The organism is Tsukamurella sp. 1534, from assembly GCF_000312385.1.
Classification (GTDB): domain Bacteria; phylum Actinomycetota; class Actinomycetes; order Mycobacteriales; family Mycobacteriaceae; genus Tsukamurella.
The window spans coordinates 473,233-495,589 of record NZ_HE997626.1 but is presented as its reverse complement, the minus strand read 5'-3'; the positions used below and the strand labels follow the sequence as shown (position 1 = coordinate 495,589).

The following is a 22,357-nucleotide window of genomic DNA, read 5'->3' as shown; positions in this document are numbered from 1 at the left end:
AGTAGCGGCACGGTCTCATGGGTCGTCATCACACGCCGGGCGAAGAACCGGCGTCGAAGCCGCGTGGCCGCATCGCGGCCCGCGCGGCCCTGGGGCTCGCCCTCGTCGGCGTGCTGATCGCGGGCCTCCTCGCCATCGTCGGCGGGAAGGTCTCCCCGTGCGACCACCGCGACACCTTCACCGTGATGGCGGACCCCGCCCTCGCCTCCGCCGCTCGTGCGGAGGCGGGGCGGGCGTCCGACCGGTGCACCACCTTCACCGTCCGCGAGGTCGCGGACGCGAAGGTGGCGGGCACCCTCGCCGGCGGCGGGGACACGCCCGATCTCTGGCTCGCCCCCACGCGCAACCGCGTCGACATCGTCGGCGCGCAGCTGGGCCGCGAACTGCCGAACGCGCCCGTCGCCTCCTCGCCGCTCGTGCTCGCGGGCGCGAAGATCCCGCAGCCGGGCACCTGGCTCGAGGCGCTCACCTCCGCCACCATCCGCGCCCTTCCGGCGGATTCCGCGCACAGCGAGGCCCCGGTGGCCGCCGCGGTCTCGGAATCGCAGCGGCCGGGCGCCGATCAGCAGGCCCTCACCGTCGCGGTGGCGCAGTACGCGCAGGCCGCGAAGCGGGTCACGGGGGAGCCCGTGTCCGCGGCCGCCGCCGAGGACGGCGTGGTCGTGGTCCCCGAATACGCGTTCATCGCCGCGCAGAAGGCCGGCGGCGCCATCGCCGCGACGGTGCCGAAGACGGGCGCCCCGCGCGACGAGCTGGTGCTCGCCGTGACCGCGCCGGCCGATCGCGCGGACGCCGCGCGGACCGGCTCCGAGCGCCTCGCGTCGGCGTTCACGTCCCCGGAGGGCCGCGACGCCCTGGCCGGAGCCGGCCTCCGCGGCGTCGACCTCACCCCGGAGCCCGAGGGCGGCGTCGGCACCGTCGCGCGGCTGCCCGATCCCGATCGCGCTCAGCTGGCCCGCGCGGTGCAGGCCTTCACCACTCTCGCGGTCCCGCTGCGCGCCCTCGTCGTGGTGGACACGTCCGGCTCCATGGCGGAGAAGGCCGGGAACGTGACCCGGATCCAGATGCTGGCCAACGGTTTCGCCAAGGTGGTCACCCAGATCCCCGACGCCAATTCGGTGGGCCTGTGGACGTTCTCGATGGGCCGCGGCGGCGGCCCCGACTGGACCGAGGTGGTGGCCACGGCCCGCCTCGACACCCCGCGCGGCGACACGTCCCAGCGGCAGGCCCTGCTCGACGGGGTGAACGGGCTGCCCGCGAAGGTGGCCGGCGGCACCGGCCTCTACGACACGACGCTCGCCGCGTACCAGCGGGCGGTGCAGGGTTTCGATCCCGCGTACTCCAACTCGCTGATCCTGCTCACGGACGGCGGGAACGAGAAGAACGGCGGCCTGGACCTGGACGGGCTGGTGACTCGGCTCAACCAGTTGGTGGATCCCGCCCGCCCGGTGAACATCCACACCGTCGGCATCAGCAAGGACGCGGATCTGCCGGCGCTGAAGCGGATCGCGGACGCCACGGGCGGCACCGCGCAGTCGGCCGAGACGGAGGAGCAGATGCTCACCGACTTCGTCACCGCCGTCGCCAAGCGCGCCAAGTAGCCCCGCGGGCGGAAGTCGGGCCGGGCGTGCCCCGGCCCCTCGGGAGTGCCCCCGACACGAATCGAACGTGCGACCTGATCTTTAGGAGAGATCCGCTCTATCCAACTGAGCTACGAGGGCGTGCGGGCACAGTTTAGCGGCGCCTCCGCGAACCGGTACATTCGGACGCCGGAGTTGCGGTAGCAGCGGCGGCGGACAAACGGGGGATGAGCGCGTGCCCAGTGGCATCACAGTGGTCTTGATCGTGCTCCTCGCCGCGCTGGCCGTGGTGCAGCGACGGGTGGTGGCGCGCTGGGAGACGCGGGCCGCGCGCCGCGCGGGCACCGTCGCGGTCCTGGTGGCCGCGGTCCTCACGCTGTGCTCGGCGGTCGGGCTGCTGGCGGGCGGGGGCGCGCTCGCGCCCGACGGGGTGCGGTGGATCAGCGCCGCCGGTCTCACCTGGCTGGCGGTGGTCTTCTACCTGCTGCTCACGTCGATCGTCCTGCTGGTGGTGTGGCTCGCGGCCCGGATCGTGCGCCTGATCCGCCCGTCCACGGCCGACGGTGCGCGGCGCCTCCTCCGGGGCATCGCCCTCACGGGGATCGTGGGCGGGGTGGCGGCCACCGGCTACGGGTTGGTCGAGGCGGCGTCGCCGCGGGTCACCCACACCCCGGTGCGTCTGGCGTCGATGCCGGAGGGCTTCGGCACGCTGCGGGTCGCGCTCATCACGGACATCCATGCGGGCCCGGTGCGGACGCGGTCGTTCGTGCAGCGCGTGGTGGACGAGACGAACGCGCAGAACCCCGACGTGGTGCTGCTGGGCGGCGATCTCATCGACGGCACCGTGGAGCGGATCGGGGAGGACCTGGCGCCGCTGAAGGATCTGCGCGCGCCGCTGGGCGTGCTGGCGGTGACCGGCAATCACGAGTACTACGCCGACGACGCCGCGAACTGGGTGCGGCGCTGGCGCGAGGTGGGGGTGCGGCCGCTGCTCAACGAGTCCGCCCGGCTCGAGCGCGGCGGGGCGGCGGTCACCGTCGTCGGTGTGAACGATCGCCGTGGGAAGGCGCCGCTGGCGCCGGATTACGTCGCCGCGCTGGCCGGGGTCGCGGCCGAGGATTTCGTGCTGGCGGTGGCGCACGAGCCGCTGCAGGCGCGGGAGTTCGCCGCGCGCGGCGCGGACCTGCAGGTGTCCGGGCACACGCACGGCGGCCAGATCTGGCCGTTCCGGTTCTTCGTGCGGATGCAGCAGCCCGTGCTCGCGGGCTTGGAGTCCGTCGACGGGCTGCCGATCTACACCAGCCGCGGCGCCGGTGCCTGGGGCCCGCCGGTGCGGGTGGCCGCGCCGCCGGAGATCGCGGTCCTGGAGCTCAGCCGGGGCTGACGGGTTCGGTCGCGGGGATCGTCAGGTCCCAGGCGCGGTGCCCGGCGGGCAGCCGCGCACCGTCGCCCGTGCCGAGCCGCTCGCGCAGCGTCCCGGGTTCGGCGGGCCGGTCCGGGACCAGCCCGCGGCGCCGGAGCTCGGGCACGAGGTGCTCGGTGAGGTCCTCGAACGTGCCCGGCATGGTGACGTACATGAAGTTGAAGCCGTCCACCCCGGCCGTCTCCTGCCAGCGCTGCAACTCGTCGGCGACGGTGATCGGGTCGCCCGCGAGCACCGGCCCGCGCCCACCGATGCTGACGAACCGGGCGAGTTCGTCGACGGTCCAGGTGCGGTCGGCGTCGCGGGTGAACAGGTCCAGCGCCGACCGGTTGGCGTCGGTCGTCACGTGGGTGAGCGGGGCGTCGCCGGGGAGCCCGGAGAGGTCGACGCCGGTCCAGCCGCCGAACAGCGCGAGCGCGCCGGTGGTGCTCGCGGACGCGCGGTAGTCGTCGAGCAGGGCGCGCGCCTCGGAGGCGTCGGGCCGGACGATCGCGGTGAGGCCCGCGATCACCTTGACGGAGTGGGGATCCCGGCCGGCGGCGGCGACCTCGGCACGGAGGGCGTCGACGGTGCCGCGCACCGCCTCGGGGGTCGGACCGATGACGAACACGGCTTCGGCGTGCCGCGCGGCGAACCGCCGCCCGCGGGGCGAGGCCCCGGCCTGGAACACGACGGGCGTCCGCTGCGGCGACGGTTCGCAGAGGAAGGCGCCGGGCACGGTGTAGTGCTCGCCGAGGTGGCCGATGTCGCGCACCTTCGCGGGGTCCGCGTAGACGCCGCCCGCGCGGATCACGGCGTCCTCGGCCCAGGAGTGCTCCCACAGCTTGTAGCAGACGTCGAGGTACTCGTCGGCGATGTCGTACCGGGTGTCGTGCGGTATCTGGGTGGTGAAGCCCAGGTTCTTCGCCGCGGAGTCGAGGTAGCCGGTGACCACGTTCCACCCGATCCGGCCGCGGGTGAGGTGGTCGAGCGTCGTCATCCGGCGGGCCAGGGCGTACGGCTGTTCGTAGGTGGTGGACACGGTGACGCCGAACCCGAGATGTGTTGTGGCCGCGGCCATCGCGGAGACCGCGAGGATCGGGTCGTTGACGGGCACCTGGATCGCGGACCGCACCGCCTCGTCGCGGCTGCCGCCGTACACGTCGTAGGTGCCCAGCACGTCGGCCAGGAACAGGGCGTCGAAGCCGCCGTCGTCGAGCAGGCGGGCGAGGCCGGTCCAGTGGTCGAGGTCCGTGTACCGGGTGCTCGCGTCGTCGTCGCGGTTCCACACGCCGGCGGACTGATGGCCGACGCAGGACATCGCGAAGGCGCTGAGGATCATCCGGGTCACGCGGGGACCTCCTGACGGTCGGTGTCGCCCGACGGTGTCGCGGTGTCGCCCGACGGGGCCGTGCCGCCGCGGGCGGGCGCGGTCTCGGGCGCGGCGAACGCGGCGGCGGCGGTGATCGCGGAGATGAGGGCGAGGTAGCCGGCCACCCACCACGGTCGTCCGCCCGCGGCGTCGAGCGCGGCGGCCGCGATGAGCGGGGTGAGGCCCCCGCCGAGGACGGCGCCGATCGCATACCCGAGGGAGGCCCCGCTGTAGCGCACCTCCAGCGGGAAGAGTTCCGCGAAGTACGCGGCCTGCGGGCCGTACTGGCTGTCGTGACCCAGCGTGATCGCGATGACGAAGGCCCCGACGATCGCGGCGCCGGACCCGGTGTCGATGAGTAGGAACGCGGGCGCGGCGAACGCGACGGTGAACACCGCGCCGAACAGGTACACGGGACGCCGGCCGACGCGGTCGGAGAGGGCGCCCCACAGCGGGGTCGAGGCCAGGCCGAGGACGGACACGGTGAGCGTCGCGACCAGCACGACCGAGGCCCCGTCGGAGCCGATCCGGCGGGTGATGTAGGTCAGCAGGAACACCGTGTACAGCGTGTACAGGCCGTTCTGGCCGATCCGCATCGCGGTGGTGAGCGCCACCTCGCGGGGGTACCGGCGGAGCACGTCGAGCACGGGAGCCCGGCGGACCCCGCCGGACTCGCGGAGCGTTACGAACTCGGGAGAATCGGCCACGGTGAGCCGCACGACCAGCCCGACGATCACGAGGACCCCGCTGAGCAGGAACGGGATCCGCCAGCCCCAGGCGAGGAAGGCGTCGCCGCCGAACGCGGCGCGGGTGACGGCGAAGGCCGAGGACGCCAGGATCATGCCGAGCGCGGAGCCGGTCTGCGGGAAGGCGCCGTACAGGCCGCGGCGCCGGGCGGGCGCGTGTTCCACGGTGAGCAGAACCGCTCCGCCCCACTCGATCCCGGCGGAGACCCCCTGCAGCAGCCGGAACGCGGTGAGCAGCAGCGGCGCGGCGAGTCCGATCGACGCGTATGTGGGCAGCAGCCCGATCCCCACGGTCGCGAGCCCCATGAGCAGCAGCGAGGCGACGAGCACCGTGCTGCGGCCGATCCGGTCCCCGAAGTGTCCCGCGAGTGCCCCACCGAGCGGCCGGGCCGCGAAACCGACCGCGTACGTGGCGAACGCGGCCAGGGTCCCGCCGGCGGCGCTGGCGTGGGGGAAGAACAAGGGGCCGAGGACGAGAGCCGAGGCGGTGCCGTAGAGGTAGAAGTCGTACCACTCGACGGTGGTGCCGATCATCGACGCGGCCACCACCCGTCTGCGGTCTCGGAGGTTCGACGGGGTCTCGGTCGCGGAAGTCACTTCGGACACCCTGCTGCCGCGGGCGGCGCTGGTCGAGGGTTGGGCTCAGCCCGAGTCGATCAAAGCGCCGTGCCGGGGCGTGCGCGATGCGCATAATCGGCGCATGGCCGAGCGGATGAGGATGCGGGCGACCACGGAGGTGGGGCCGGTCCGGGTGAGCGTCGGCAACGGCGCCAAGGCCCGGAAGCCCGCGCCGAAGCCGATGCGCGCGCCGTCCACGCTGCGCCGCGCGGCGCAGCGGCTCCCGCGGAAGGCGGAGCTGCCGCCGCCGGTCGCACCGGCGGGCTGGTACCGGGACCCCGAGGACGAGGCGCGCATGCGCTGGTGGACGGGGGAGAAGTGGACGCGGCGGTTCGCCGATCCGCAGGCCGTGCCGCCGGTGCGGTCGCGTACGGCGTCCGCGCCGCCGCGGATCGCCGTCGCGAAGCCGCCGCGGCGCCGCCTGCTCCCGAACACCCCGTTTCCCGGGCGGGCGAAGCGGGGCGCGGTTTCGTCGGCCCGGACACCGCGGCGGACGGGACGGGGCTAGCCCCGCGCCTCCTGCGCGCCGCGGGACGCCAGCTGGTCGGCGAGCTCGTTGCCCTCGTTGCCGGCGTGGCCCTTGACCCAGCGCCAGTCGATCTCGTACCGGTCGGCGACCTCCACGAGTCGCTGCCACAGCTCGGCGTTCTTCACGGGCTGCTTGCTCGCGGTCTTCCAGCCGTTGCGCTTCCAGCCGGCCACCCACTTGGTGATGCCGTTCTTCACGTACGAGCTGTCCGTGTAGAGGATCACGGGGTACGGCTTGGTGATGGCCTCGAGCGCGGAGATGGCGCCCATCAGCTCCATGCGGTTGTTGGTGGTGTCCTTCTCCGCGCCGTAGAGCTCCTTCTGGTGGTCGCCGAACCGCAGCACGGCTCCCCAGCCCCCGGGCCCGGGATTCCCCAGGCACGCCCCGTCGGTGTAGATCACGATCTCGTCCGCCACGAGTGACAAGGGTATGCGGCGCTGGGCGCTACGGTGAAACCGTGCCGAACAACCACTATCACCACCTCGTCTTCGGCGACGACGCGCTGGAGCGGCAGCGGCGCAACGGCAGCTACGTGGCGTACGGGCGGCAGATGGAGCGCGGCGACGACGGTCCGCAGCAGCTCACCGACCGCGAGCTGCTCATGATCTCGCGCGCCGACCAGTTCTGCCTCGCCACCGTCACCCCCACGGGCTGGCCCTATCTGCAGTACCGGAGCGGCCCGGCCGGTTTCGTGCGGCACGATCCGGAGTCCGGGAAGCTGCGGTTCGTGGACGTGCCGGGCAACAATCAGTTCGTCACGCTGGGCAACCTCGCCGACGACGACCGCCTGGCGATGTTCTTCGTGGACTACCCGCGGCGCATCCGGCTCAAGGTGTTCGGCCGCGGCGCCGTGCTGGAGCGCGGCGACGCTCGGGCCATCGAGATCACCGTCGAGGCCTACGACTGGAACTGCTCGCGCAGCATCATCCCGCGGTACGACCGCAGCTACCTGAAGGAGCTCTCGCTGGCGCACCAGAAGGCGGCGGACGAGCGGGAGGCCGAGCTGCGCGCCGAGATCGAGCGGCTCAGGGCCCGCGTCGCGGAGCTGGAGGGCTAGAGCGGCTGGGTGGGGCCGTCGAAGTGCGGCGCCCCGTCGGACCGGGGGATCCGGCGCGTCTCGGGATTCGGGGACACGCGCACGGGCCGCGGCGGCCGCTTCACCACGACCGTCTCCTGCTGGGACGGCGTCGGCGGCGCGGGCGGTGCAGGCGGCGCCGGCACCAGCGTGGGCCAGTCGCGGTCCCACTCGGGCTGCGGGCGGCGCCGGGAGACCGGGGAGATCGCGGTGTCGTGGTGCGGTGCGTCTGGGTGCTCCGGTTCGGCGTACGACGGTGCCGCGGTCGGGTTCGACGGTGCGCGAACAGGTTCGGCGGGAGCAGCCGGGCGGGCCCACACCTGCTGCGGCAGCGGCGCGTGCGGGACCGGCTGCGGGGCATGCGCGTACGGCGCCTGCGGCGCGGACACGACGGCGACCGGGGCGGACCGTCGGGCGAGGGTGATCACGAGGGCTCCCGCGAGAACCGCTGCGGCCCCGACGATCACGACGTACGGGCCGTAGGCGGCGGTGGTCTGCACGTCGAGCGTTACGCCCTGTGCGGACACCGTCTCCCGCCCGACGGGGACGAGCAGGGCGTACACCCCGACGCCCGCGGCGCCGAGACCGCAGGCGGCGGCGACGGCCCCGCAGATCCGCGCGGTCGCCGCGCCCGCGAAGGCCGCCGTGCCGGCGAGCGCGACCGCCGCGACGGCGAGGGCGATCACGGTCCAGCCCGCCCAGGCCGCACCGACGGGGACGCTCGACGACGCGTCGGCGCCGCCGATCGCATCCATGGAGACCGCGCCGGTGCCGGTCACCGTCGCGGTGAGCGACGACGGCAGGCCGGGCAGCCTCGGCAGGTCCGCGGTCACGGTGAACCAGGGCAGGAACGCGGCGACGGCCACCGCGACGCCGCCCCCGGCCGTGAGCACGAGGGCCCCGAGGCGGAGCGGCGCGCGGTGCGGAGCGGGCGGTACGGGCGGGTGATCCTGCGGGGAATCGGGCATTGCGGGCCTCCTACGGCGATGTGACCGCAACGCTAGGGAGGAGTGGTTGGCAGTCGCTGAAGTCGCGCCAAAGCGGAGGCTACTCACCGGTACACTGGGTGGATGACACAGCAACGGGGGAATTGTCCCAAAGCGGTGGTCGGGTGACGGCCGTGGCGCATCCGGGGCAGGACACCGGGGAGGACGCGAAGGGCCGCGCCAAGACACGGCGCCGCCTGATCCGCGCGGCGTACTTCGTGTTCGCGCAGAACGGCTACGGCTCGACCACCGTCAAGATGGTGTGCGAGGCCGCGGGCTTCACGCGGGGCGCGTTCTACTCGAATTTCACCAGCCTCGAAGAGCTGTTCATCGAGGTCTGGCGGTACCACGTCCGGTGGATCATGGACGTGATGGCCAAGGTCGTGGACACGCACGTGGTCAAGGGCGCCGACTACGGCCAGCTCATCGAGATGGCCGTCCGCGCCATCCCGGTCAACGAGCGCTGGCAGCGGGTGAACGGCGACTTCGTGGCACTGTGCACCCGCACGCCCGAGCTCAACCAGACGGTGCGCGACGCCCAGCAGATGTTGCTGGCCAACATGATCCCCACCGTCATGCACGTGCTGGAGGCGGCCGGCCGTCGCGTGACCAAGCCGGAGGCGTTGGGGTACGCGCTGCTCGCGGTGCACGAGGGCACGGCCAGTTACTGCGTGATCGACCCGGACAACGAGACGCTCAAACAGAACCGGATCGACCTGCTGGCCGCGACGCTCAACATGTACAGCGAGCCGATCGCTTGAGCCGCACCGCGCTGCTCATCGGGATCGGCGTGGGGGACCCGGGGCACGTCACCGTGGCCGCCGTGGACGCGATGCGCGCGTCCGACGCGATCTTCGTGCTGGACAAGGCGTCCGCGTCCTCGCTCACGGGGATCCGCCAGGAGATCGTCGACCGGTTCGCGCCCGGCACCGAGATCGTGCTCGTGCCCGACCCGCCGCGGGACCGGTCCGCGGAGCGCGGCGCCGAGCGGCCCGACGGTGACTACCGGCGCAATGTGGACGCGTGGCACGACGCGCGGGCGCGGGCGCTCGCGGAGGCGATCGCCGAGCACGTGCCCGACGGGGGCTCGGCGGGATTTCTGGTGTGGGGCGACCCGTCGCTCTACGACTCGACCCTGCGGGTGATCGAACGGGTCGCGGCGACGATGGATCTGTCGCCGCGTGTGATCCCCGGTATCACCAGCGTGCAGGCCCTCACCGCGGCCCACTCGATCCTGCTCAACCGGGTGGGCGAGCCGATCCACATCACCACGGGCCGGCGCCTGGCCGAGGACGACGGCCGCAACACCGTGGTGATGCTCGACGCGGACTGCACGTTCCGCGAGACGGCCGAGCCCACCGATCACATCTACTGGGGCGCCTACCTGGGCACCCCCGACGAGATCCTCATCGAGGGTCCGGTCGGCGAGGTGGGCGAGCGCATCGCCCGCACCCGCGCCGAGGCCCGCGAGCGGCACGGCTGGATCATGGACGTCTACCTGCTCCGCAGGCCGTGACGTCGGTCAGTTCAGCGCGGACAGCACCCGGTCGGCCAGCTCGGGCCGGCAGATCACCAGGTCGGGGAGATAGGGGTCGGGGTTGTTGTAGGTGAGCTCGGAGCCGTCGAGTCGGCTGCAGTGCAGCCCCGCGGCCCGCGCGACGCCGACGGGCGCGCACGAGTCCCACTCGTACTGCCCGCCGGCGTGCAGGTACACGTCGACCCGGCCGGTGACCACGGCCATCGTCTTCACCCCCGCCGACCCGAGCGAGACCGGTTGCAGCCCCAGCTGATCCGCGACGCGGAACATGCCGGGGGTGGCGCGGCTGCGGGAGAGGGCGAGGTTGCCGGTGAGCGGCCCCGTCGGCGCGGCGACCGTGTCCGACCGGTACACCGTGCCCATCGCGGGCAGCGAGACCGCGCTGTGCACGGGCTGCTTCCCGTCGGTGAGGGCCACGTGCACCGCGTAGTCGGGGCGGTGTGCGGCGTAGTCGCGGGTGCCGTCGAGCGGATCGATCACCCACACCCGGTCCGAGGTGAGGCGTTCCGAGGAGTCGGGCGCCTCCTCGGAGAGCACCGCGTCGTGCGGGCGGTGCCGGTGCAGCACCCGCGCGATCCACGCCTGCGCGAGGCGGTCCCCGGTATCGCCGAGCAGGCCGTCCTCCAGCAGCGATCCGTGCCGGATGGACTGCAGGATGCGGCCCGCGCCGTCGGCGATCTCGGCCGCGAGTTCGATGTCGGACAGAGCGCCACCGTCGTAACGGCCGGAAAAGGTCATACGCCCACCCTAGAGTGGGTCCATGCCGGAGCTTCCCGAGATCACCGCGATCGCGGACTACGTGGCCGAGAAGGCCGTGGGCACGCAGGTCCGCCGCGTGGACGTCGCCGCGTTGTCCGTCCTCAAGACGTACGCGCCGGGCCCGCACGATCTGGTGGGCGCCACCGTCACGGGCACGGAGCGGATCGGCAAGTACTTCGTCCTCTGGACCCGCAAGCCCGACGGTGCGCGCATCGCCCTCGTCACGCACCTGTCGCGCGCCGGGTGGCTGCGCTGGTCGGACAAGCTCTCGCCGACCCCGCTCAAGCCGGGAGGGAAATCGCCGATCGCGCTGCGCGTGCACGTGGGGCCGGAGGGGGAGGGCTTCGACCTCACGGAGGCGGGCACGCAGAAGCGGCTCGCGGTGTGGATCGTGGGGGACCCGGACGAGATCGAGATGGTGTCCACCCTGGGGCCGGATGCGCTGGCGGTCACGCGGGACGAGTTCGCCGCGATCCTGGCGGGTTCGCGGGCGCAGCTGAAGACGGTACTGCGCGATCAGCGCACGCTGGCCGGTGTGGGCAACGCCTACTCGGACGAGATCCTGCACGCGGCGAAGCTCTCGCCGTTCGCCACCGCGAAGTCGCTGGACGCGGACCAGGTGGACACGCTGTACGCGGCGATGCGGGCGGAACTGCAGGACGCGGTGGAGCGGTCCGTGGGACAGCACGTGGCCACGCTCAAGGCGGAGAAGCGGTCGGGGATGAAGGTGCACGGCCGCACCGGCAGCCCCTGCCCGGTGTGCGGGGACACGGTGCGTGAGGTGTCCTTCCACGACCGCTCGTTCCAGTACTGCGCCACGTGCCAGACCGGCGGCAAGGTGCTGGCCGACCGTCGGATGTCGAAACTGCTGAAATAGCGCCAAAACACCCGGGTACGGAGGTTTGGCTGCGCGCGGTGAATAGGCGTGCCTTACCTTCTACACATGATCTGGGGTGATGCCGTCCCGAACTTCCTGATCGGCCTGCGCGAGGGCCTGGAAGCGGGACTGATCGTGAGCGTCCTGCTGGCCGCCGTGAAGAAGGCCGGCGGCTCGCGGATGCCGGTGTGGTTGGGCGCTCTCGGGGCGGCGTCGCTGTCCCTGAGCTTCGGCGCGGTGCTGACCTTCACCGCGTCGGAGCTGTCGGCCACGGCGCGGGAGGTGGTCGCGGGCACGCTGAGCGTCCTCGCGGTCGCGCTGGTGACGGTGATGATCTTCTGGATGCGGCGCACCGCCGCGTCGCTGTCGAAGAGCCTGCGCGGGAACGTGGAGGCGGCGATGGCGCTCGGCGCGGGCGCCCTGGTGCTCACCGCGTTCTTCGCGGTCGCACGGGAGGGCCTGGAGACCACGCTGTTCCTGTGGACCGCGGCCCGCGCCTCCGGCGACGCCGTGGCGCCCGCCGTCGGCGCCGCGCTGGGCCTGCTCGTGGCGTTCGGGCTGTGTGCGCTGCTGTACCGGCAGGCGGTCCGCCTGGACCTCGGGAAGTTCTTCACGTACACCGCCGTGCTGCTCATCGTGGTCGCGGCGGGCGTGCTCGCGTACGGCCTCGGCGACCTGCAGAACGCCGGCGTGCTGCCGGGCCGCACCTGGATCGCGTTCGACCTCACCGGGTCGATCAGCCCGGACTCGTGGTGGGTGGCGCTCATCGGCGGCATCACCAACCTGGCGCCCAGGATGACGGTGCTGCAGGTGTTCGCGTGGCTGGCGTACCTGGCGGTGGTGCTGTGGGTGTTCCTCCGCACCACGCCCGCGCCGCTCTCCGTCGAGGGGAAGGGCCGGTTCGAGGCCTGGGCGGAGCGGCTCGCCGGACGTCGGGTGGCGCCGGTCGCCGCGGTCGTGGTGCTCGTGCCGCTGGTCGTGGCCGGCCTGATCATCGCGGTCCTCCCGTCCAAGCCCGCCGCCGCGGGCGCCGTCACCGTGACCGAGGCGGAGTGCGCCCGCGGATTCACCGGCGCCGGCCCCGGCCCGCAGCGCGTCACGGTGACCAACAAGTCGGGGAAGTCGGGGGAGGTCACGCTCGTCGACGGCGGCGACGCGGTGGTCGGCGAGATCGAGACCCTCGGCCCGGCCACCACCGCCGACCTCTCGGCCACGCTGGGGAACGGGACGTACCAGTTCGTCTGCTACATGGCGGGGGAGAAGCCCACGCGGTCCGAGCAGTTCACGGTGAGCGGTGCCGCGGGTGAGGCTCCCAAGGCGGTCTCCCGCGTGACCGAGGACGACCTCGACGCCGCCAACGCGAAGTACCAGGACTACGTGCTCTCGGTGCTGCCCGGGGTCGAATCGGCGCTCGGCCGGGTGAAGGCCGCGCTCACCGGCGGCGACACGGCCGGGGCCGAGCGCGCCTGGCTCGACGCCATGACCGCGTGGGAGCGGGTGGGCGCTTCGTACAACAGCTTCGGCGACGCGGGCACCGCGGTCGCGGGCCTGCCCGACGGGTTCGCCGGCGGCGTGCGGGATCCCGAGTTCTCCGGGATCCGGCGCATCGAGTACGGCCTGTTCACCGCGGGCGAGGCACCGGGTGCGCTCGCCGCCCAGGTGGACACCACCGTCGAGGGCCTGCGGAAGGTGCGCGCCGACCTGCGCTCGGACGACGTCGCCGGCGACCCGATCACGCTCACCAAGCGGGCGCAGGAGATCCTCGAGGACGCCCTGCGCGACCACCTCACCGGCGTCAGCGACCAGGGCTCGCACAGCGGCTACGCGGCGACCGCCGCGGACGTCGACGTGACCCGGTCGGTGCTCACCATCCTCGAGCCGCTGCTCGCGCCCCGCGCTCCGGACCTGGTGTCCACGGCCCGTCGGGAATTGGACGACGTGACGCGGGCGCTCGACGCCGTCAAGCGACCCGACGGCACCTATCCGCCGCTCGACGCACCGCCGCTCGCCCAGCGGCAGAAGATCAACGGCACCGTGGGGCAGGCTCTGGAGACGCTGTCCGCCGTGCCCAACCTCCTGGAGATCCCCAAGCATGAGCGATGAGAAGAGCGGCGGCACGGACCGCCGGAAGTTCCTGCAGGGCACGGCCGCCGGGGCCGTGGGCGTGGCCGCCGTCGGCGCCGTGCTGGCCGGGGGAGCCCGGAGCGACGCCCAGGGATCGGGCCCTACCGTGCGCGACGCGTACCCGTTCGAGGGCGAGCACCAGTCCGGCATCCTGACGCCGGTGCCCGCAGAGAAGCAGGCCGCGCTCATGGTGGCCGCGTTCGACGTCGTCGCCCCCGACCGGGCGGGCCTGGAGGCGTTGCTGCGCACCGTCACCGAGCGCGCGCGGTTCCTCACCGAGGGCGGCACGCCCAAGGACCTCGGCGTGGGGAAGCCCCCGTCGGACAGCGCCGTGCTGGGGCCCGTGGTCCCGGCCGACGGCCTCACCATCACGCTGGGCGTGGGCTCGTCGCTGTTCGACGGCCGGTTCGGGCTCGCCGAGCGGAAACCGAAGCGGCTCAAGCCGATGACCACGTTCCCCAACGACCAGCCCGACCCGGCGCAGTGCCACGGCGATCTGGTGCTGCAGCTGTGCGCGAACAACCCGGACACCGTGCACCACGCGCTGCGCGACATCGCCAAGCACACCCGCGGAGCGATGCAGCTGCGCTGGAAGATGCAGGGGTACGGCGCCGCCCCACGGCCGAGCGGCGCGTCCCGGAACCTCATGGGATTCAAGGACGGCACGGCCAATCCGGTGGGGCGGCAGGCGGAATCGCTGATCTGGGTGACCGGATCGGAGGAGCCCGAGTGGGCCCGCGGCGGCAGCTACCTCGTGGTGCGGCTGATCCGGATGATGGTCGAGTTCTGGGACCGCGTGTCGATCGCGGAGCAGGAGGGCATGTTCGGCCGCAGGCGGGACTCCGGGGCGCCGCTCGACGGTGCGCAGGAGACCGACGATCCCGACTTCTCCCAGGACCCCGAGGGCGATGTGATCCCGCTGGATTCGCACATCCGCCTGGCGAATCCGCGCGAGGGCGAGAACACGGAGAAGCAGCGGCTGGTGCGCCGGTCCTACAACTACGACCTGGGCCTGGACATGAACGGGAACATGGCCTGCGGACACGTGTTCATCTGTTTCCAGCAGGACCTCGAGGCGCAGTTCGAGGAGGTGCAGAAGCGCTTGATCGACGAGCCGCTCACCGATTACGTGACGCCGTTCGGCGGCGGCTACTTCTTCGCCGTCCCCGGGGTGCGGGACTCCTCGGACTTCCTGGGGTCCGGCCTGTTCCGCTAGCTCGACGCGTTCGGCGGGGAGACGTCGTCGCGCTGGGAGAAACGCGCGCCCGGGGCGGCGCCGGGAGGACGACCATGCCGCCGGCCCCCGGGTGATCGGGGCCGGCGGCATGTGGTCGGGCCACGCCTCCCGCGGCAGGTGAGTGCCGCGACGGGCTACTTGATGACCTTGTCCTCGCCGTCGTTCTTGCCGGTCTCGGGGTCGTAATCGCCCAGGAGGAAGTCGCCCTCCGCGGCCTCGTCCTCGATCGCCTCGGAGACTTCTTCGGCCTGCGCGAGCGCGGCGTTGCGGCGGGCGATCGTGACCGCGCCGCCGGCGACGGCGCCACCGAGAGCGAGGGCGGCGAGCCACGGCTTGTTGAGGCGGTCGCCCAGCAGGTGGTCGACGGAGTACTTGCCCGGGCCGGTCAGGGCGAGCGCGGCCGCTGCGACGCCGAGCGTCACGGGGTACTCGTTGCCGCCGCCCTGCGCGGCGAAGCCGTTCGGGCGGTGCACCTCGGCCGCGACGAGCATCGCGCCGACGCCGCCCGCGGCTGCCAGCGGGGTGGCCGCGCCCAGCGCGAGGGCCGCGCCCGCCAGTTCGCCGGCGCCGGCGACGGCCGCGTTCGGCTTGCCGGGGGCGAAGCCCATGGATTCGAAGCCCTGCGCGGTGGCGTCGAGACCGCCGCCGCCGAACGCTCCGAACAGCTTCTGCGCGCCGTGGTAGGCGAGCGCGCCGCCGACGGCGGTGCGGAGCGCCAGCAGGCCGAGGTCACGTGCGGTGTCGGTGTTTCCCATGCGGAAGTCCTTCCAGCGGAGTTCGTGGTGTCACCGGGCTTCAACCGGACCGTGGTCCTGATGATTCCGGTGTGTGATGCAGTTCACGGCGCACCGCGGACTCGGCGCACGATGCCCGCCACCGAGGCTATGCCTCCGCCGTCCATCCCGCTCGCGTGCGGAACCTGATTCACACCACCAGCTGGTCGGCGAGGTCGGGGGAGGCGGTGGTCCCGCCGGTCGCCCGACGGTACGCGGCCCCCACCAGCTCCACCGCGCGCGCGAGCTGATCGGGCGGCAGGGAGTAGGGGATGCGGATGTTGCGCTCCAGCGCACCGTCGATCCCGAACGCCGAGCCCGCTGCGATCCGCACCCCGAGCCCGGCGGCCGCGGCGGCGGTGGCGGTCCCCACCGGGCGCGGCAGGGTCACCCACAGGCACAGCCCGCCGACCCCGGCGCTCGTGGTGGCCCCCGGGAGGTGCTCCGCGACCGCGTCCGCGGCGACCGCACGCGCGGTGCGCAGCGAATCCAGCCGCGCGGGAAGGAAATCGCCCAGATGGTCCAGGGCGTAGCCGGCGGCGAGCTGCTCGAAGACGGCGCCGGCCAGGTCCATGTCGTGGCGCGCGGCGGTGAGGGAATCCGGCGACGTCTCCGTGCGGATCCACCCCACGCGCAGGCCGGCCCACACCGTCTTGCTCGCGGATCCGATCGTGATGATCTGCGCACCGCGCGGCGCGAACGACGCCAGGGGCCGGGGCGCGGGGCGGTCCAGGGCCAGTTCCGCCATGGTCTCGTCCACCACGACGGGCACCCGGTAGCGGGCGGAGATCTCGCAGAGGCGCGCACGCCCGGCCTCGTCGAGCAGCAGCCCCGTGGGGTTGTGGAAATCGGCGATGGTGAAGATCATCCGCGGATTCTGTTGCTTCACCACGGCTTCCAGCTGATCGAGGTCCCAGCCGTGTTCGGGGTGCAGCCCCACGGCCACGGGCCGCGCGTTGTGCCGGCGGATCGCGAGGATGGTGCCGTGGTGCGTGGGCTGCTCGATCAGCACCCTGTCGCCGGGGTGCACCAGGGTGTCCAGCACCAGCCGCAGCGCGTGCTGCGCGCCGGAGGTCACCAGCACCTGCTCGGCGGTGGTGGGCATGCCGCGGTCGGTGTAGCGGCGCGCGATCGCCTCGCGCAGCGCGCGAATCCCGCCGGGGTACAGGCCGATTCCCGCGAGGTACGGCGGCGCGCATTCGAGCGCGTGCCGGTAGCCGTCGTGCACGATCTGGTCGGGCGCCGACGGCGCCGCCACGTTGAGCCGGATCAGGTCGGCCTCCGCGCCGGTGTCCGCGGGCTCGGCGGGAACCGAGTGGGGGAGCGTGAGCACGCTGCGCGCGCCCTGCCGGGACTGCAGGTGTCCGCTGTCGCGGAGCTCGGCGTAGGCGGCGGTCACCGTCGTCCTGCTGACGTCCAGATGCGCGGCGAGGGCCCGTTCGCTCGGCAGCGCCGTCCCGACGGGGACGCGGCCGTCGAGCACCAGGAGCCGGAGCGCCTCGGCGAGCGCGAGGTACGCCGGACGGGGCGCCCGGCGCGCCGGGCAGGGGCCGCCGTCGGGCCTCCAGGCCCCGAGCTGCTTCGTCAGAGTGGCCGCGCCGATCGTGCCAGTTGCGGGGAACATGAGGCCAGTATCTCAGAACTGGCTATGGATTACAGGTCCAATCGACGACAGGGTGGTCGTCATGATGGTTCGACTGTTGAAGCTGTTCGTCGGGTTGTGGCTGTACGGCACCGCGATGGTCGCGATCCTCCGCGCCGGCCTCGGCAACATGCCGTGGGACGTGCTGCACCAGGGGCTCGCGGAGAAGGTGGGCATCTCGGTGGGCGTGGTGACGATCGTCGTGGGTGCGCTGGTGCTGCTCGCGTGGATCCCGATCCGGCAGAAGCCGGGCTTCGGCACGGTGGCCAACGTCATCGTGATCGGCGTGGCGTTCGACGTGATGGCGCCCCTGTTCCCCGAGAACCCGGCGCTGGTGGTCGCGGTCCCGATGATGCTGGGAGGCATCGTGCTCAACGCCTTCGCGACCGTGCTCTACATCGGTGCCGGCATGGGGCCCGGCCCGCGCGACGGGCTGATGACGGGCCTCGTCGCGAAGACCGGAGGCTCGGTGCGGGTGGTCCGCACCTCGATGGAGGTCGTCGTGGTGGCGATCGGTTTCCTGCTGGGCGGCACGCTGGGCATCGGCACGGTGCTGTACGCCGTCGGTGTCGGCCCGTTGATCCAGCTGTTCGCCCGCACCGGGCTCGGCGGCCCCGATCTCGCGCGCCGCGCGGATAGGGTGGGGGAATGCGAATCCTCATCACCGGTGCGAGCTCCGGGCTCGGCGAAGGCATGGCGCGCACGTACGCGGAGCGCGGCGAGGACGTAGGGCTGCTGGCCCGCAGGCTCGAGCGGCTGGAGGCGCTCAAGGCCGAGCTCGACACCGCGCCGCACGCCGGGGCCGTCGAGATCGGCCGCCTCGACGTCACCGACTTCGACGCCGTGCCCGGCGCGATCACCGACGTGGTCTCCCGGCTCGGCGGCCTCGATCGCGCGATCATCAACGCCGGCATCGGCAAGGGTGCGCCGCTCGGCACGGGCAAGACCCACGCCAATCTGGAGACGGTGCAGACCAACCTGACCGGCGCGATCGCCCAGATCGAGGCCGTGCTCGAGGTGTTCCGCGCGCAGGGCCGCGGCCACCTGGTGCTGATCTCCTCGATCGCCGGCCAGCGCGGAATGCCGAAGGCGCAGACCGCCTACTCCGCCAGCAAGGCCGGCCTCACCGCGATCGGCGAGGGCCTGCAGGCCGAGTTCGCGGGCAGCGACATCACCGTCACCGTGATCAAGCCGGGCTTCATCGAGACCGCGATCAACAAGGACGTGAAGACCTCGATGAAGGCGCCCCTCGACGATGGGGTCAAGGCCCTCGTCAAGGCCATCGACCGGGAGCCGAAGGAGGCCGCCGTCCCGTCGTGGCCTTGGACCCCGCTCGGCGCCGTGCTCCGGCACGCCCCCGACGAGCTCACCCGCCGCCTCATCTAGTCGCGCCCGCGCCTCGCCACCCACCCGCCGGGCGTCTCCCTATAGGGCCGCGCCTCTCCCCATGCCCCCGGTCAAGGGGAGAACGCGCTCGCTGTGGGGAGAGGCCGTCCCCCTAGGGAACGCCCGGGTCGACGGTCCGCGGTCCGACGGTGCGCGGCCCGCTCCGCGGGGCATCCCCCGGGAGGACTAGGGGGCCAGCCCTGAGGTGATGGGATCGCAGATGGGTGCCCGGCCCGGATGTGCCCGGCCACCGAAGTTCCTAGCGTTAGCAGGGACGAAAGGTGGTGCGAGATGCGCACATTCAGCAAGTCCATGACCGCGGCGGTCCTCACGGCGGTGGCCCTCACGCTCGGCGGCGTTGCGGCGGCCAACGCGGCCCCCGACGACTACGACTACAAGACCGGCAGGCTCGGCGCGCCGTGCAGCTACCCGGTGGGCACGCTCGCCCTGGAGCAGTCCCAGGGCTTCGTCCTCACCTGCACGTCGAACGGCACGTGGCAGATCCCCGACGAGCCGTGACGGCTAGACCGCGCGGCCGCGGTGCCCGCGGTACCAGCGCACCTCGGCGTCGGTCGACGAGTCCCCGGCGGGGGCGGGCGCACCGTCGGACGCGATGACCGGGAGCAGGGCGTTGGCCTGCACCTTGCCCAGTTCGACGCCCCACTGGTCGAAGGCGTTGATGCCCCAGACCGCGGCCTCGGTGAACACCTGGTGCTCGTAGAGCGCGATGAGCTGGCCCACGACCGACGGCGTCAGCTTCGGCGCCAGGATCGTGGTGGTGGGGCGGTTGCCCGGCATCACCTTGTGCGGCACCACGGCGGGATCGGTGCCCTCCGCGGCGATCTCGGGCGCGGTCTTGCCGAACGCCAGCACCTTGGTCTGCGCGAACAGGTTGCTCATCAGCAGGTCCTGCATGGTGCCCACGCCGTCGGTGGTGGGCAGGTCGTCGGTGGACTCGGCGAAGCCGATGAAGTCCGCCGGCACGAGCCGCGTGCCCTGGTGCAGCAACTGGTAGAAGGCGTGCTGGCCGTTGGTGCCGGGCTCGCCCCAGAAGATCTCGCCGGTGTCCACGCCGACCGCGGTGCCGTCGATCCGCACCGATTTACCGTTCGACTCCATCGTGAGCTGCTGCAGGTAGGCGGGGAACCGGGCCAGGTCCTGCGCGTAGGGGAGCACGGCGCGCGACTGGGCGCCGAAGAAGTCGGAGTACCAGAGGCCGATGAGCCCCAGCATGATCGGCGCGTTCTGCTCGATCGGGGCCTGCGCGAAGTGCTCGTCGACGGCGCGGAATCCGCCCAGGAAGTCCGCGAACTGCTCCTTGCCGATCGCGCACATGACGGAGAGGCCGATCGCCGAGTCCACGGAGTAGCGGCCGCCCACCCAGTCCCAGAACCCGAACATGTTCGCGGTGTCGATGCCGAACGCCGAGACCCGCTCCGCGTTCGTGGACACGGCCACGAAGTGCTGCGCCACCGCCTCCTCGCCCCGGCCCAGTCCCTCCAGCAGCCAGCGCTTGGCGGCGTGCGCGTTGGTGAGCGTCTCCTGGGTGGAGAAGGTCTTCGACGCCACGATGAACAGCGTGCTGGCGGGGTTGAGCCCGTACAGCGTGGACACCACGTCGGCGGGGTCCACGTTGGAGACGAAGTGGCAGTTCAGGCCGGGCTGCGTGTACCGGCGCAGCGCCTTGTAGACCATCGCGGGCCCCAGGTCGCTGCCGCCGATGCCGATGTTCACCACGTCGGTGATGCGCTCGCCGGTGGCGCCGCGCCACTCGCCGCTGCGCACCCGGTCGGTGAACGCGCCCATCCGGCCGAGCACCGCGTGCACGTCGCCGGTCACGTCCTGCCCGTCGACCGTCAGCTCCTGGCCTGACGGGGCGCGCAGGGCCGTGTGCAGCACGGCCCGGTCCTCGGTGGAGTTGATGTGCGCGCCGGTGAGCATCGCGTCCCGGGTGCTCTCGACGCCTGCGGCGCGGCCGAGCGCGGCGAGCAGTCCCAGGGTCTCCCGGGTGACGCGGTGCTTGGAGTAGTCGATGTACAGATCGCCCACCTCGAAGACCAGCTCGCCGCCGCGCGCCGGGTCCTTCTCGAACAGCTCCCGCAGGTGGAGGCCGCCGATGTCGCGATGATGCGCAACGAGATCCTGCCAGGCGGGGGAAGCGGTGATGTCGTTGTCGCTCATGCGGTCCAGCCTAGTGTCCTGCGGGGGTTTCCGCCGGGCGGTTATCGTGACTTGCATGGCTACCGAGCAGCGTGTGCGTGACCTTCTCGACCGCGTCCCGACGGGGCTCTTCATCGGAGGGCGGTTCCGTGACTCCGCTTCGGGGGCAACCTTTCCGGTGCACGATCCCGCCACCGAGGAGGTGTTGACCGAGGTCGCGGACGCCACCGCGGAGGACGGCGCCGCCGCCCTGGACGCCGCGGCCGCCGCCGGGCCGGCGTGGGCCGCGACGCCCGCCCGCGAGCGCGGCGAGATCCTGCGCGCCGCGTACAAGGGCCTGATCGCCCGCACCGACGATTTCGCGCTCCTGATGACCCTCGAGATGGGCAAGGCGCTGCCCGAATCGGCGAACGAGGTGAAGTACGGCGCCGAGTTCTTCCGCTGGTTCTCCGAGGAGGCGGTGCGGATCGCCGGCCGCTACACCCCGGCGCCCGCGGGCACCGGCCGGATCCTGGTGAGCAAGGCCCCCGTCGGGCCGTGCCTCGCGATCACGCCGTGGAACTTCCCGCTGGCCATGGGCACGCGCAAGCTGGGGCCCGCGCTGGCCGCCGGCGCCACCATGCTGGTCAAGCCCGCGGGCCTGACGCCGCTGACGATGCTGCTGCTCGCCGAGGTGCTCGCGGAGGCCGGGGTGCCCGACGGGGTGGTGTCGGTGCTGCCCACGTCGAAGTCGTCGGCGCTCACCGGTCCGCTGCTGGCCGACCCGCGGCTGCGCAAGCTCACCTTCACCGGCTCCACCGAGGTGGGGCGCAAGCTCATCGAGCAGTCGGCGCCCGGCATCCTGCGCACCTCCATGGAGCTGGGCGGGAACGCCCCGTTCGTGGTGTTCGACGACGCCGACGTGGATCACGCCGTGGCGCAGGCGCTGCTCGCGAAGCTCCGCAACGGCGGCGAGGCGTGCACCGCGGCCAACCGGTTCCACGTGCACGAGTCGCTGGCGGAGGAGTTCACCGCGAAGCTCGTCGCGGGGATGGAGAAGTACGTGCTCGGCCCCGGCGCCGACGAGGGCGTGACCATCGGTCCGCTGATCTCGGCCGATCAGCAGGGCATCGTGTCCGAGCTGGTGCAGGACGCGGTCGCCAAGGGCGCGACGCTCAAGCTCGGCGGGGTCGCCCCGGAGGGCAAGGGCCACTACTTCCCCCCGACGGTGCTGGGCGACGTCCCGGCCGACGCGCGGATCCTGCGCGAGGAGGTCTTCGGGCCGGTCGCGCCGGTCACCACCTTCGCGGACGAGGACGCGGGGGTGGCCGCGGCCAACGACACCGAGTACGGCCTCGCAGCGTACGTCTTCACCCGCGACCTGGACCGGGCGCTGCGCGTCGCGGACCGGATCGAGAGCGGGATGGTGGGCGTGAACCGCGGCGTGATCTCCGATCCCGCGGGCCCGTTCGGCGGCGTGAAGGCGTCCGGTTTCGGTCGCGAGGGCGGCAGCGAGGGGATCGAGGAGTACCTCGAGACCCGGTACATCGCCCTGCAGTGACGCCGGCGCCGCGG

21 protein-coding genes and 1 tRNA gene are annotated in these 22,357 nt (G+C 72.8%); 13 read left to right on the top strand and 9 right to left on the bottom strand.

The window, feature by feature from the left end:
• The first annotated feature begins 17 nt into the window (after positions 1-17).
• The gene (locus BN39_RS02440) at positions 18-1,601 is read left to right on the top strand and encodes a VWA domain-containing protein (RefSeq protein ID WP_019200765.1); all 1,584 of its coding nucleotides are present in this window, start codon (positions 18-20) and stop codon (positions 1,599-1,601) included.
• A 46-nt stretch (positions 1,602-1,647) separates the two neighbouring features.
• Here the strand turns inward: BN39_RS02440 and BN39_RS02435 are convergent.
• Positions 1,648-1,721, bottom strand: a tRNA-Arg gene (locus BN39_RS02435).
• Between the two features lie 94 nt (positions 1,722-1,815).
• Between BN39_RS02435 and BN39_RS02430 the strand changes: the two genes are divergently transcribed.
• Positions 1,816-2,964 (top strand): metallophosphoesterase, encoded by a 1,149-nt coding sequence (locus BN39_RS02430; protein WP_237741612.1) that lies wholly within the window; start codon positions 1,816-1,818, stop codon positions 2,962-2,964.
• Here the strand turns inward: BN39_RS02430 and BN39_RS02425 are convergent.
• Together BN39_RS02425 and BN39_RS02420 are read right to left on the bottom strand one after the other, a co-directional pair.
• Positions 2,951-4,333: an LLM class flavin-dependent oxidoreductase gene (locus tag BN39_RS02425; protein WP_019200763.1), complete on the bottom strand. Its 1,383-nt coding sequence runs from the start codon at positions 4,331-4,333 to the stop codon at positions 2,951-2,953. The two genes, BN39_RS02430 and BN39_RS02425, sit on opposite strands and share 14 nt — an antisense overlap.
• Positions 4,330-5,634 carry an MFS transporter gene (locus BN39_RS02420; RefSeq protein WP_051158933.1) on the bottom strand — a complete coding sequence of 435 codons (1,305 nt, stop codon included), beginning with the start codon at positions 5,632-5,634 and terminating at the stop codon, positions 4,330-4,332. Before BN39_RS02420 ends, BN39_RS02425 begins: the two co-directional genes overlap by 4 nt.
• A 166-nt stretch (positions 5,635-5,800) precedes the next feature.
• Between BN39_RS02420 and BN39_RS02415 the strand changes: the two genes are divergently transcribed.
• Positions 5,801-6,226 (top strand): DUF2510 domain-containing protein, encoded by a 426-nt coding sequence (locus BN39_RS02415; protein WP_040765761.1) that lies wholly within the window; start codon positions 5,801-5,803, stop codon positions 6,224-6,226.
• Here BN39_RS02415 and rnhA read toward each other — a convergent pair.
• Positions 6,223-6,672 (bottom strand): ribonuclease HI, encoded by a 450-nt coding sequence (gene rnhA / locus BN39_RS02410; protein ID WP_202803281.1) that lies wholly within the window; start codon positions 6,670-6,672, stop codon positions 6,223-6,225. The genes BN39_RS02415 and rnhA overlap by 4 nt on opposite strands.
• Before the next feature lie 32 nt (positions 6,673-6,704).
• On the opposite strand from rnhA, the gene BN39_RS02405 reads away from it, so the two are divergent.
• Entirely contained in the window at positions 6,705-7,304 is a 600-nt protein-coding gene (locus tag BN39_RS02405) for a pyridoxamine 5'-phosphate oxidase family protein (RefSeq protein ID WP_019200759.1), read from the top strand.
• Here BN39_RS02405 and BN39_RS02400 read toward each other — a convergent pair.
• Positions 7,301-8,290: a hypothetical protein gene (locus BN39_RS02400; protein ID WP_040765759.1), complete on the bottom strand. Its 990-nt coding sequence runs from the start codon at positions 8,288-8,290 to the stop codon at positions 7,301-7,303. The two genes, BN39_RS02405 and BN39_RS02400, sit on opposite strands and share 4 nt — an antisense overlap.
• A 143-nt stretch (positions 8,291-8,433) precedes the next feature.
• On the opposite strand from BN39_RS02400, the gene BN39_RS02395 reads away from it, so the two are divergent.
• On the top strand, positions 8,434-9,069 hold the full coding sequence (locus BN39_RS02395; protein WP_019200758.1) for a TetR/AcrR family transcriptional regulator: 636 nt from the start codon (positions 8,434-8,436) through the stop codon (positions 9,067-9,069).
• The gene (gene cobF, locus BN39_RS02390; protein WP_019200757.1) at positions 9,066-9,824 is read left to right on the top strand and encodes a precorrin-6A synthase (deacetylating); all 759 of its coding nucleotides are present in this window, start codon (positions 9,066-9,068) and stop codon (positions 9,822-9,824) included. Before BN39_RS02395 ends, cobF begins: the two co-directional genes overlap by 4 nt.
• 6 nt (positions 9,825-9,830) lie before the next feature.
• Here cobF and BN39_RS02385 read toward each other — a convergent pair whose 3' ends face one another.
• On the bottom strand, positions 9,831-10,583 hold the full coding sequence (locus tag BN39_RS02385; RefSeq protein WP_019200756.1) for a 3'(2'),5'-bisphosphate nucleotidase CysQ: 753 nt from the start codon (positions 10,581-10,583) through the stop codon (positions 9,831-9,833).
• A gap of 22 nt (positions 10,584-10,605) precedes the next feature.
• Here BN39_RS02385 and BN39_RS02380 point away from each other — a divergent pair, with 22 nt between their 5' ends.
• From BN39_RS02380 to efeB, 3 genes are all read left to right on the top strand, one after another.
• Positions 10,606-11,481 carry a DNA-formamidopyrimidine glycosylase family protein gene (locus BN39_RS02380; protein ID WP_019200755.1) on the top strand — a complete coding sequence of 292 codons (876 nt, stop codon included), beginning with the start codon at positions 10,606-10,608 and terminating at the stop codon, positions 11,479-11,481.
• 66 nt (positions 11,482-11,547) lie between these two features.
• A complete protein-coding gene (gene efeU / locus BN39_RS02375; RefSeq protein ID WP_019200754.1) occupies positions 11,548-13,584 on the top strand; it encodes an iron uptake transporter permease EfeU in 2,037 nt (678 codons plus the stop codon).
• Positions 13,574-14,821 carry an iron uptake transporter deferrochelatase/peroxidase subunit gene (efeB, locus tag BN39_RS02370; RefSeq protein ID WP_019200753.1) on the top strand — a complete coding sequence of 416 codons (1,248 nt, stop codon included), beginning with the start codon at positions 13,574-13,576 and terminating at the stop codon, positions 14,819-14,821. The genes efeU and efeB overlap by 11 nt, the downstream gene beginning before the upstream one ends.
• 155 nt (positions 14,822-14,976) lie before the next feature.
• On the opposite strand, the gene BN39_RS02365 is transcribed toward efeB, so the two are convergent.
• Both BN39_RS02365 and BN39_RS02360 read right to left on the bottom strand, forming a co-directional pair.
• Complete coding sequence (locus tag BN39_RS02365; RefSeq protein ID WP_019200752.1) at positions 14,977-15,597, bottom strand: DoxX family protein; 621 nt, start codon at positions 15,595-15,597, stop codon at positions 14,977-14,979.
• A 169-nt stretch (positions 15,598-15,766) separates the two neighbouring features.
• On the bottom strand, positions 15,767-17,239 hold the full coding sequence (locus BN39_RS02360) for a PLP-dependent aminotransferase family protein (RefSeq protein WP_019200751.1): 1,473 nt from the start codon (positions 17,237-17,239) through the stop codon (positions 15,767-15,769).
• A gap of 61 nt (positions 17,240-17,300) precedes the next feature.
• Here BN39_RS02360 and BN39_RS02355 point away from each other — a divergent pair, with 61 nt between their 5' ends.
• From BN39_RS02355 to BN39_RS02345, 3 genes are all read left to right on the top strand, one after another.
• On the top strand, positions 17,301-17,987 hold the full coding sequence (locus tag BN39_RS02355; protein WP_040766418.1) for a YitT family protein: 687 nt from the start codon (positions 17,301-17,303) through the stop codon (positions 17,985-17,987).
• The gene (locus BN39_RS02350) at positions 17,906-18,643 is read left to right on the top strand and encodes an SDR family oxidoreductase (protein ID WP_040765758.1); all 738 of its coding nucleotides are present in this window, start codon (positions 17,906-17,908) and stop codon (positions 18,641-18,643) included. Before BN39_RS02355 ends, BN39_RS02350 begins: the two co-directional genes overlap by 82 nt.
• 291 nt (positions 18,644-18,934) lie before the next feature.
• Positions 18,935-19,162, top strand: a complete 228-nt coding sequence (locus BN39_RS02345; RefSeq protein ID WP_019200748.1) for a hypothetical protein — start codon at positions 18,935-18,937, stop codon at positions 19,160-19,162.
• Between the two features lie 3 nt (positions 19,163-19,165).
• On the opposite strand, the gene pgi is transcribed toward BN39_RS02345, so the two are convergent.
• Complete coding sequence (pgi, locus tag BN39_RS02340; RefSeq protein WP_019200747.1) at positions 19,166-20,824, bottom strand: glucose-6-phosphate isomerase; 1,659 nt, start codon at positions 20,822-20,824, stop codon at positions 19,166-19,168.
• A 55-nt stretch (positions 20,825-20,879) separates the two neighbouring features.
• Here pgi and BN39_RS02335 point away from each other — a divergent pair, with 55 nt between their 5' ends.
• Complete coding sequence (locus BN39_RS02335) at positions 20,880-22,343, top strand: NAD-dependent succinate-semialdehyde dehydrogenase (protein ID WP_040765757.1); 1,464 nt, start codon at positions 20,880-20,882, stop codon at positions 22,341-22,343.
• Positions 22,344-22,357 lie beyond the last annotated feature (14 nt).

Bases quoted from the DNA above. Each gene is read 5' to 3' on its own strand.
- BN39_RS02440 (WP_019200765.1), top strand. From the start codon at position 18: ATGGGTCGTCATCACACGCCGGGCGAAGAACCGGCGTCGAAGCCGCGT.
- BN39_RS02420 (WP_051158933.1), bottom strand. From the start codon at position 5,634: ATGATCGGCACCACCGTCGAGTGGTACGACTTCTACCTCTACGGCACC.
- BN39_RS02415 (WP_040765761.1), top strand. From the start codon at position 5,801: ATGGCCGAGCGGATGAGGATGCGGGCGACCACGGAGGTGGGGCCGGTC.
- BN39_RS02400 (WP_040765759.1), bottom strand. From the start codon at position 8,290: ATGCCCGATTCCCCGCAGGATCACCCGCCCGTACCGCCCGCTCCGCAC.
- BN39_RS02385 (WP_019200756.1), bottom strand. From the start codon at position 10,583: ATGACCTTTTCCGGCCGTTACGACGGTGGCGCTCTGTCCGACATCGAA.
- BN39_RS02380 (WP_019200755.1), top strand. From the start codon at position 10,606: ATGCCGGAGCTTCCCGAGATCACCGCGATCGCGGACTACGTGGCCGAG.
- efeU (WP_019200754.1), top strand. From the start codon at position 11,548: ATGATCTGGGGTGATGCCGTCCCGAACTTCCTGATCGGCCTGCGCGAG.
- efeB (WP_019200753.1), top strand. From the start codon at position 13,574: ATGAGCGATGAGAAGAGCGGCGGCACGGACCGCCGGAAGTTCCTGCAG.
- BN39_RS02365 (WP_019200752.1), bottom strand. From the start codon at position 15,597: ATGGGAAACACCGACACCGCACGTGACCTCGGCCTGCTGGCGCTCCGC.
- BN39_RS02360 (WP_019200751.1), bottom strand. From the start codon at position 17,239: ATGTTCCCCGCAACTGGCACGATCGGCGCGGCCACTCTGACGAAGCAG.
- BN39_RS02355 (WP_040766418.1), top strand. From the start codon at position 17,301: ATGATGGTTCGACTGTTGAAGCTGTTCGTCGGGTTGTGGCTGTACGGC.
- BN39_RS02350 (WP_040765758.1), top strand. From the start codon at position 17,906: ATGCGAATCCTCATCACCGGTGCGAGCTCCGGGCTCGGCGAAGGCATG.
- BN39_RS02345 (WP_019200748.1), top strand. From the start codon at position 18,935: ATGCGCACATTCAGCAAGTCCATGACCGCGGCGGTCCTCACGGCGGTG.
- pgi (WP_019200747.1), bottom strand. From the start codon at position 20,824: ATGAGCGACAACGACATCACCGCTTCCCCCGCCTGGCAGGATCTCGTT.
- BN39_RS02335 (WP_040765757.1), top strand. From the start codon at position 20,880: ATGGCTACCGAGCAGCGTGTGCGTGACCTTCTCGACCGCGTCCCGACG.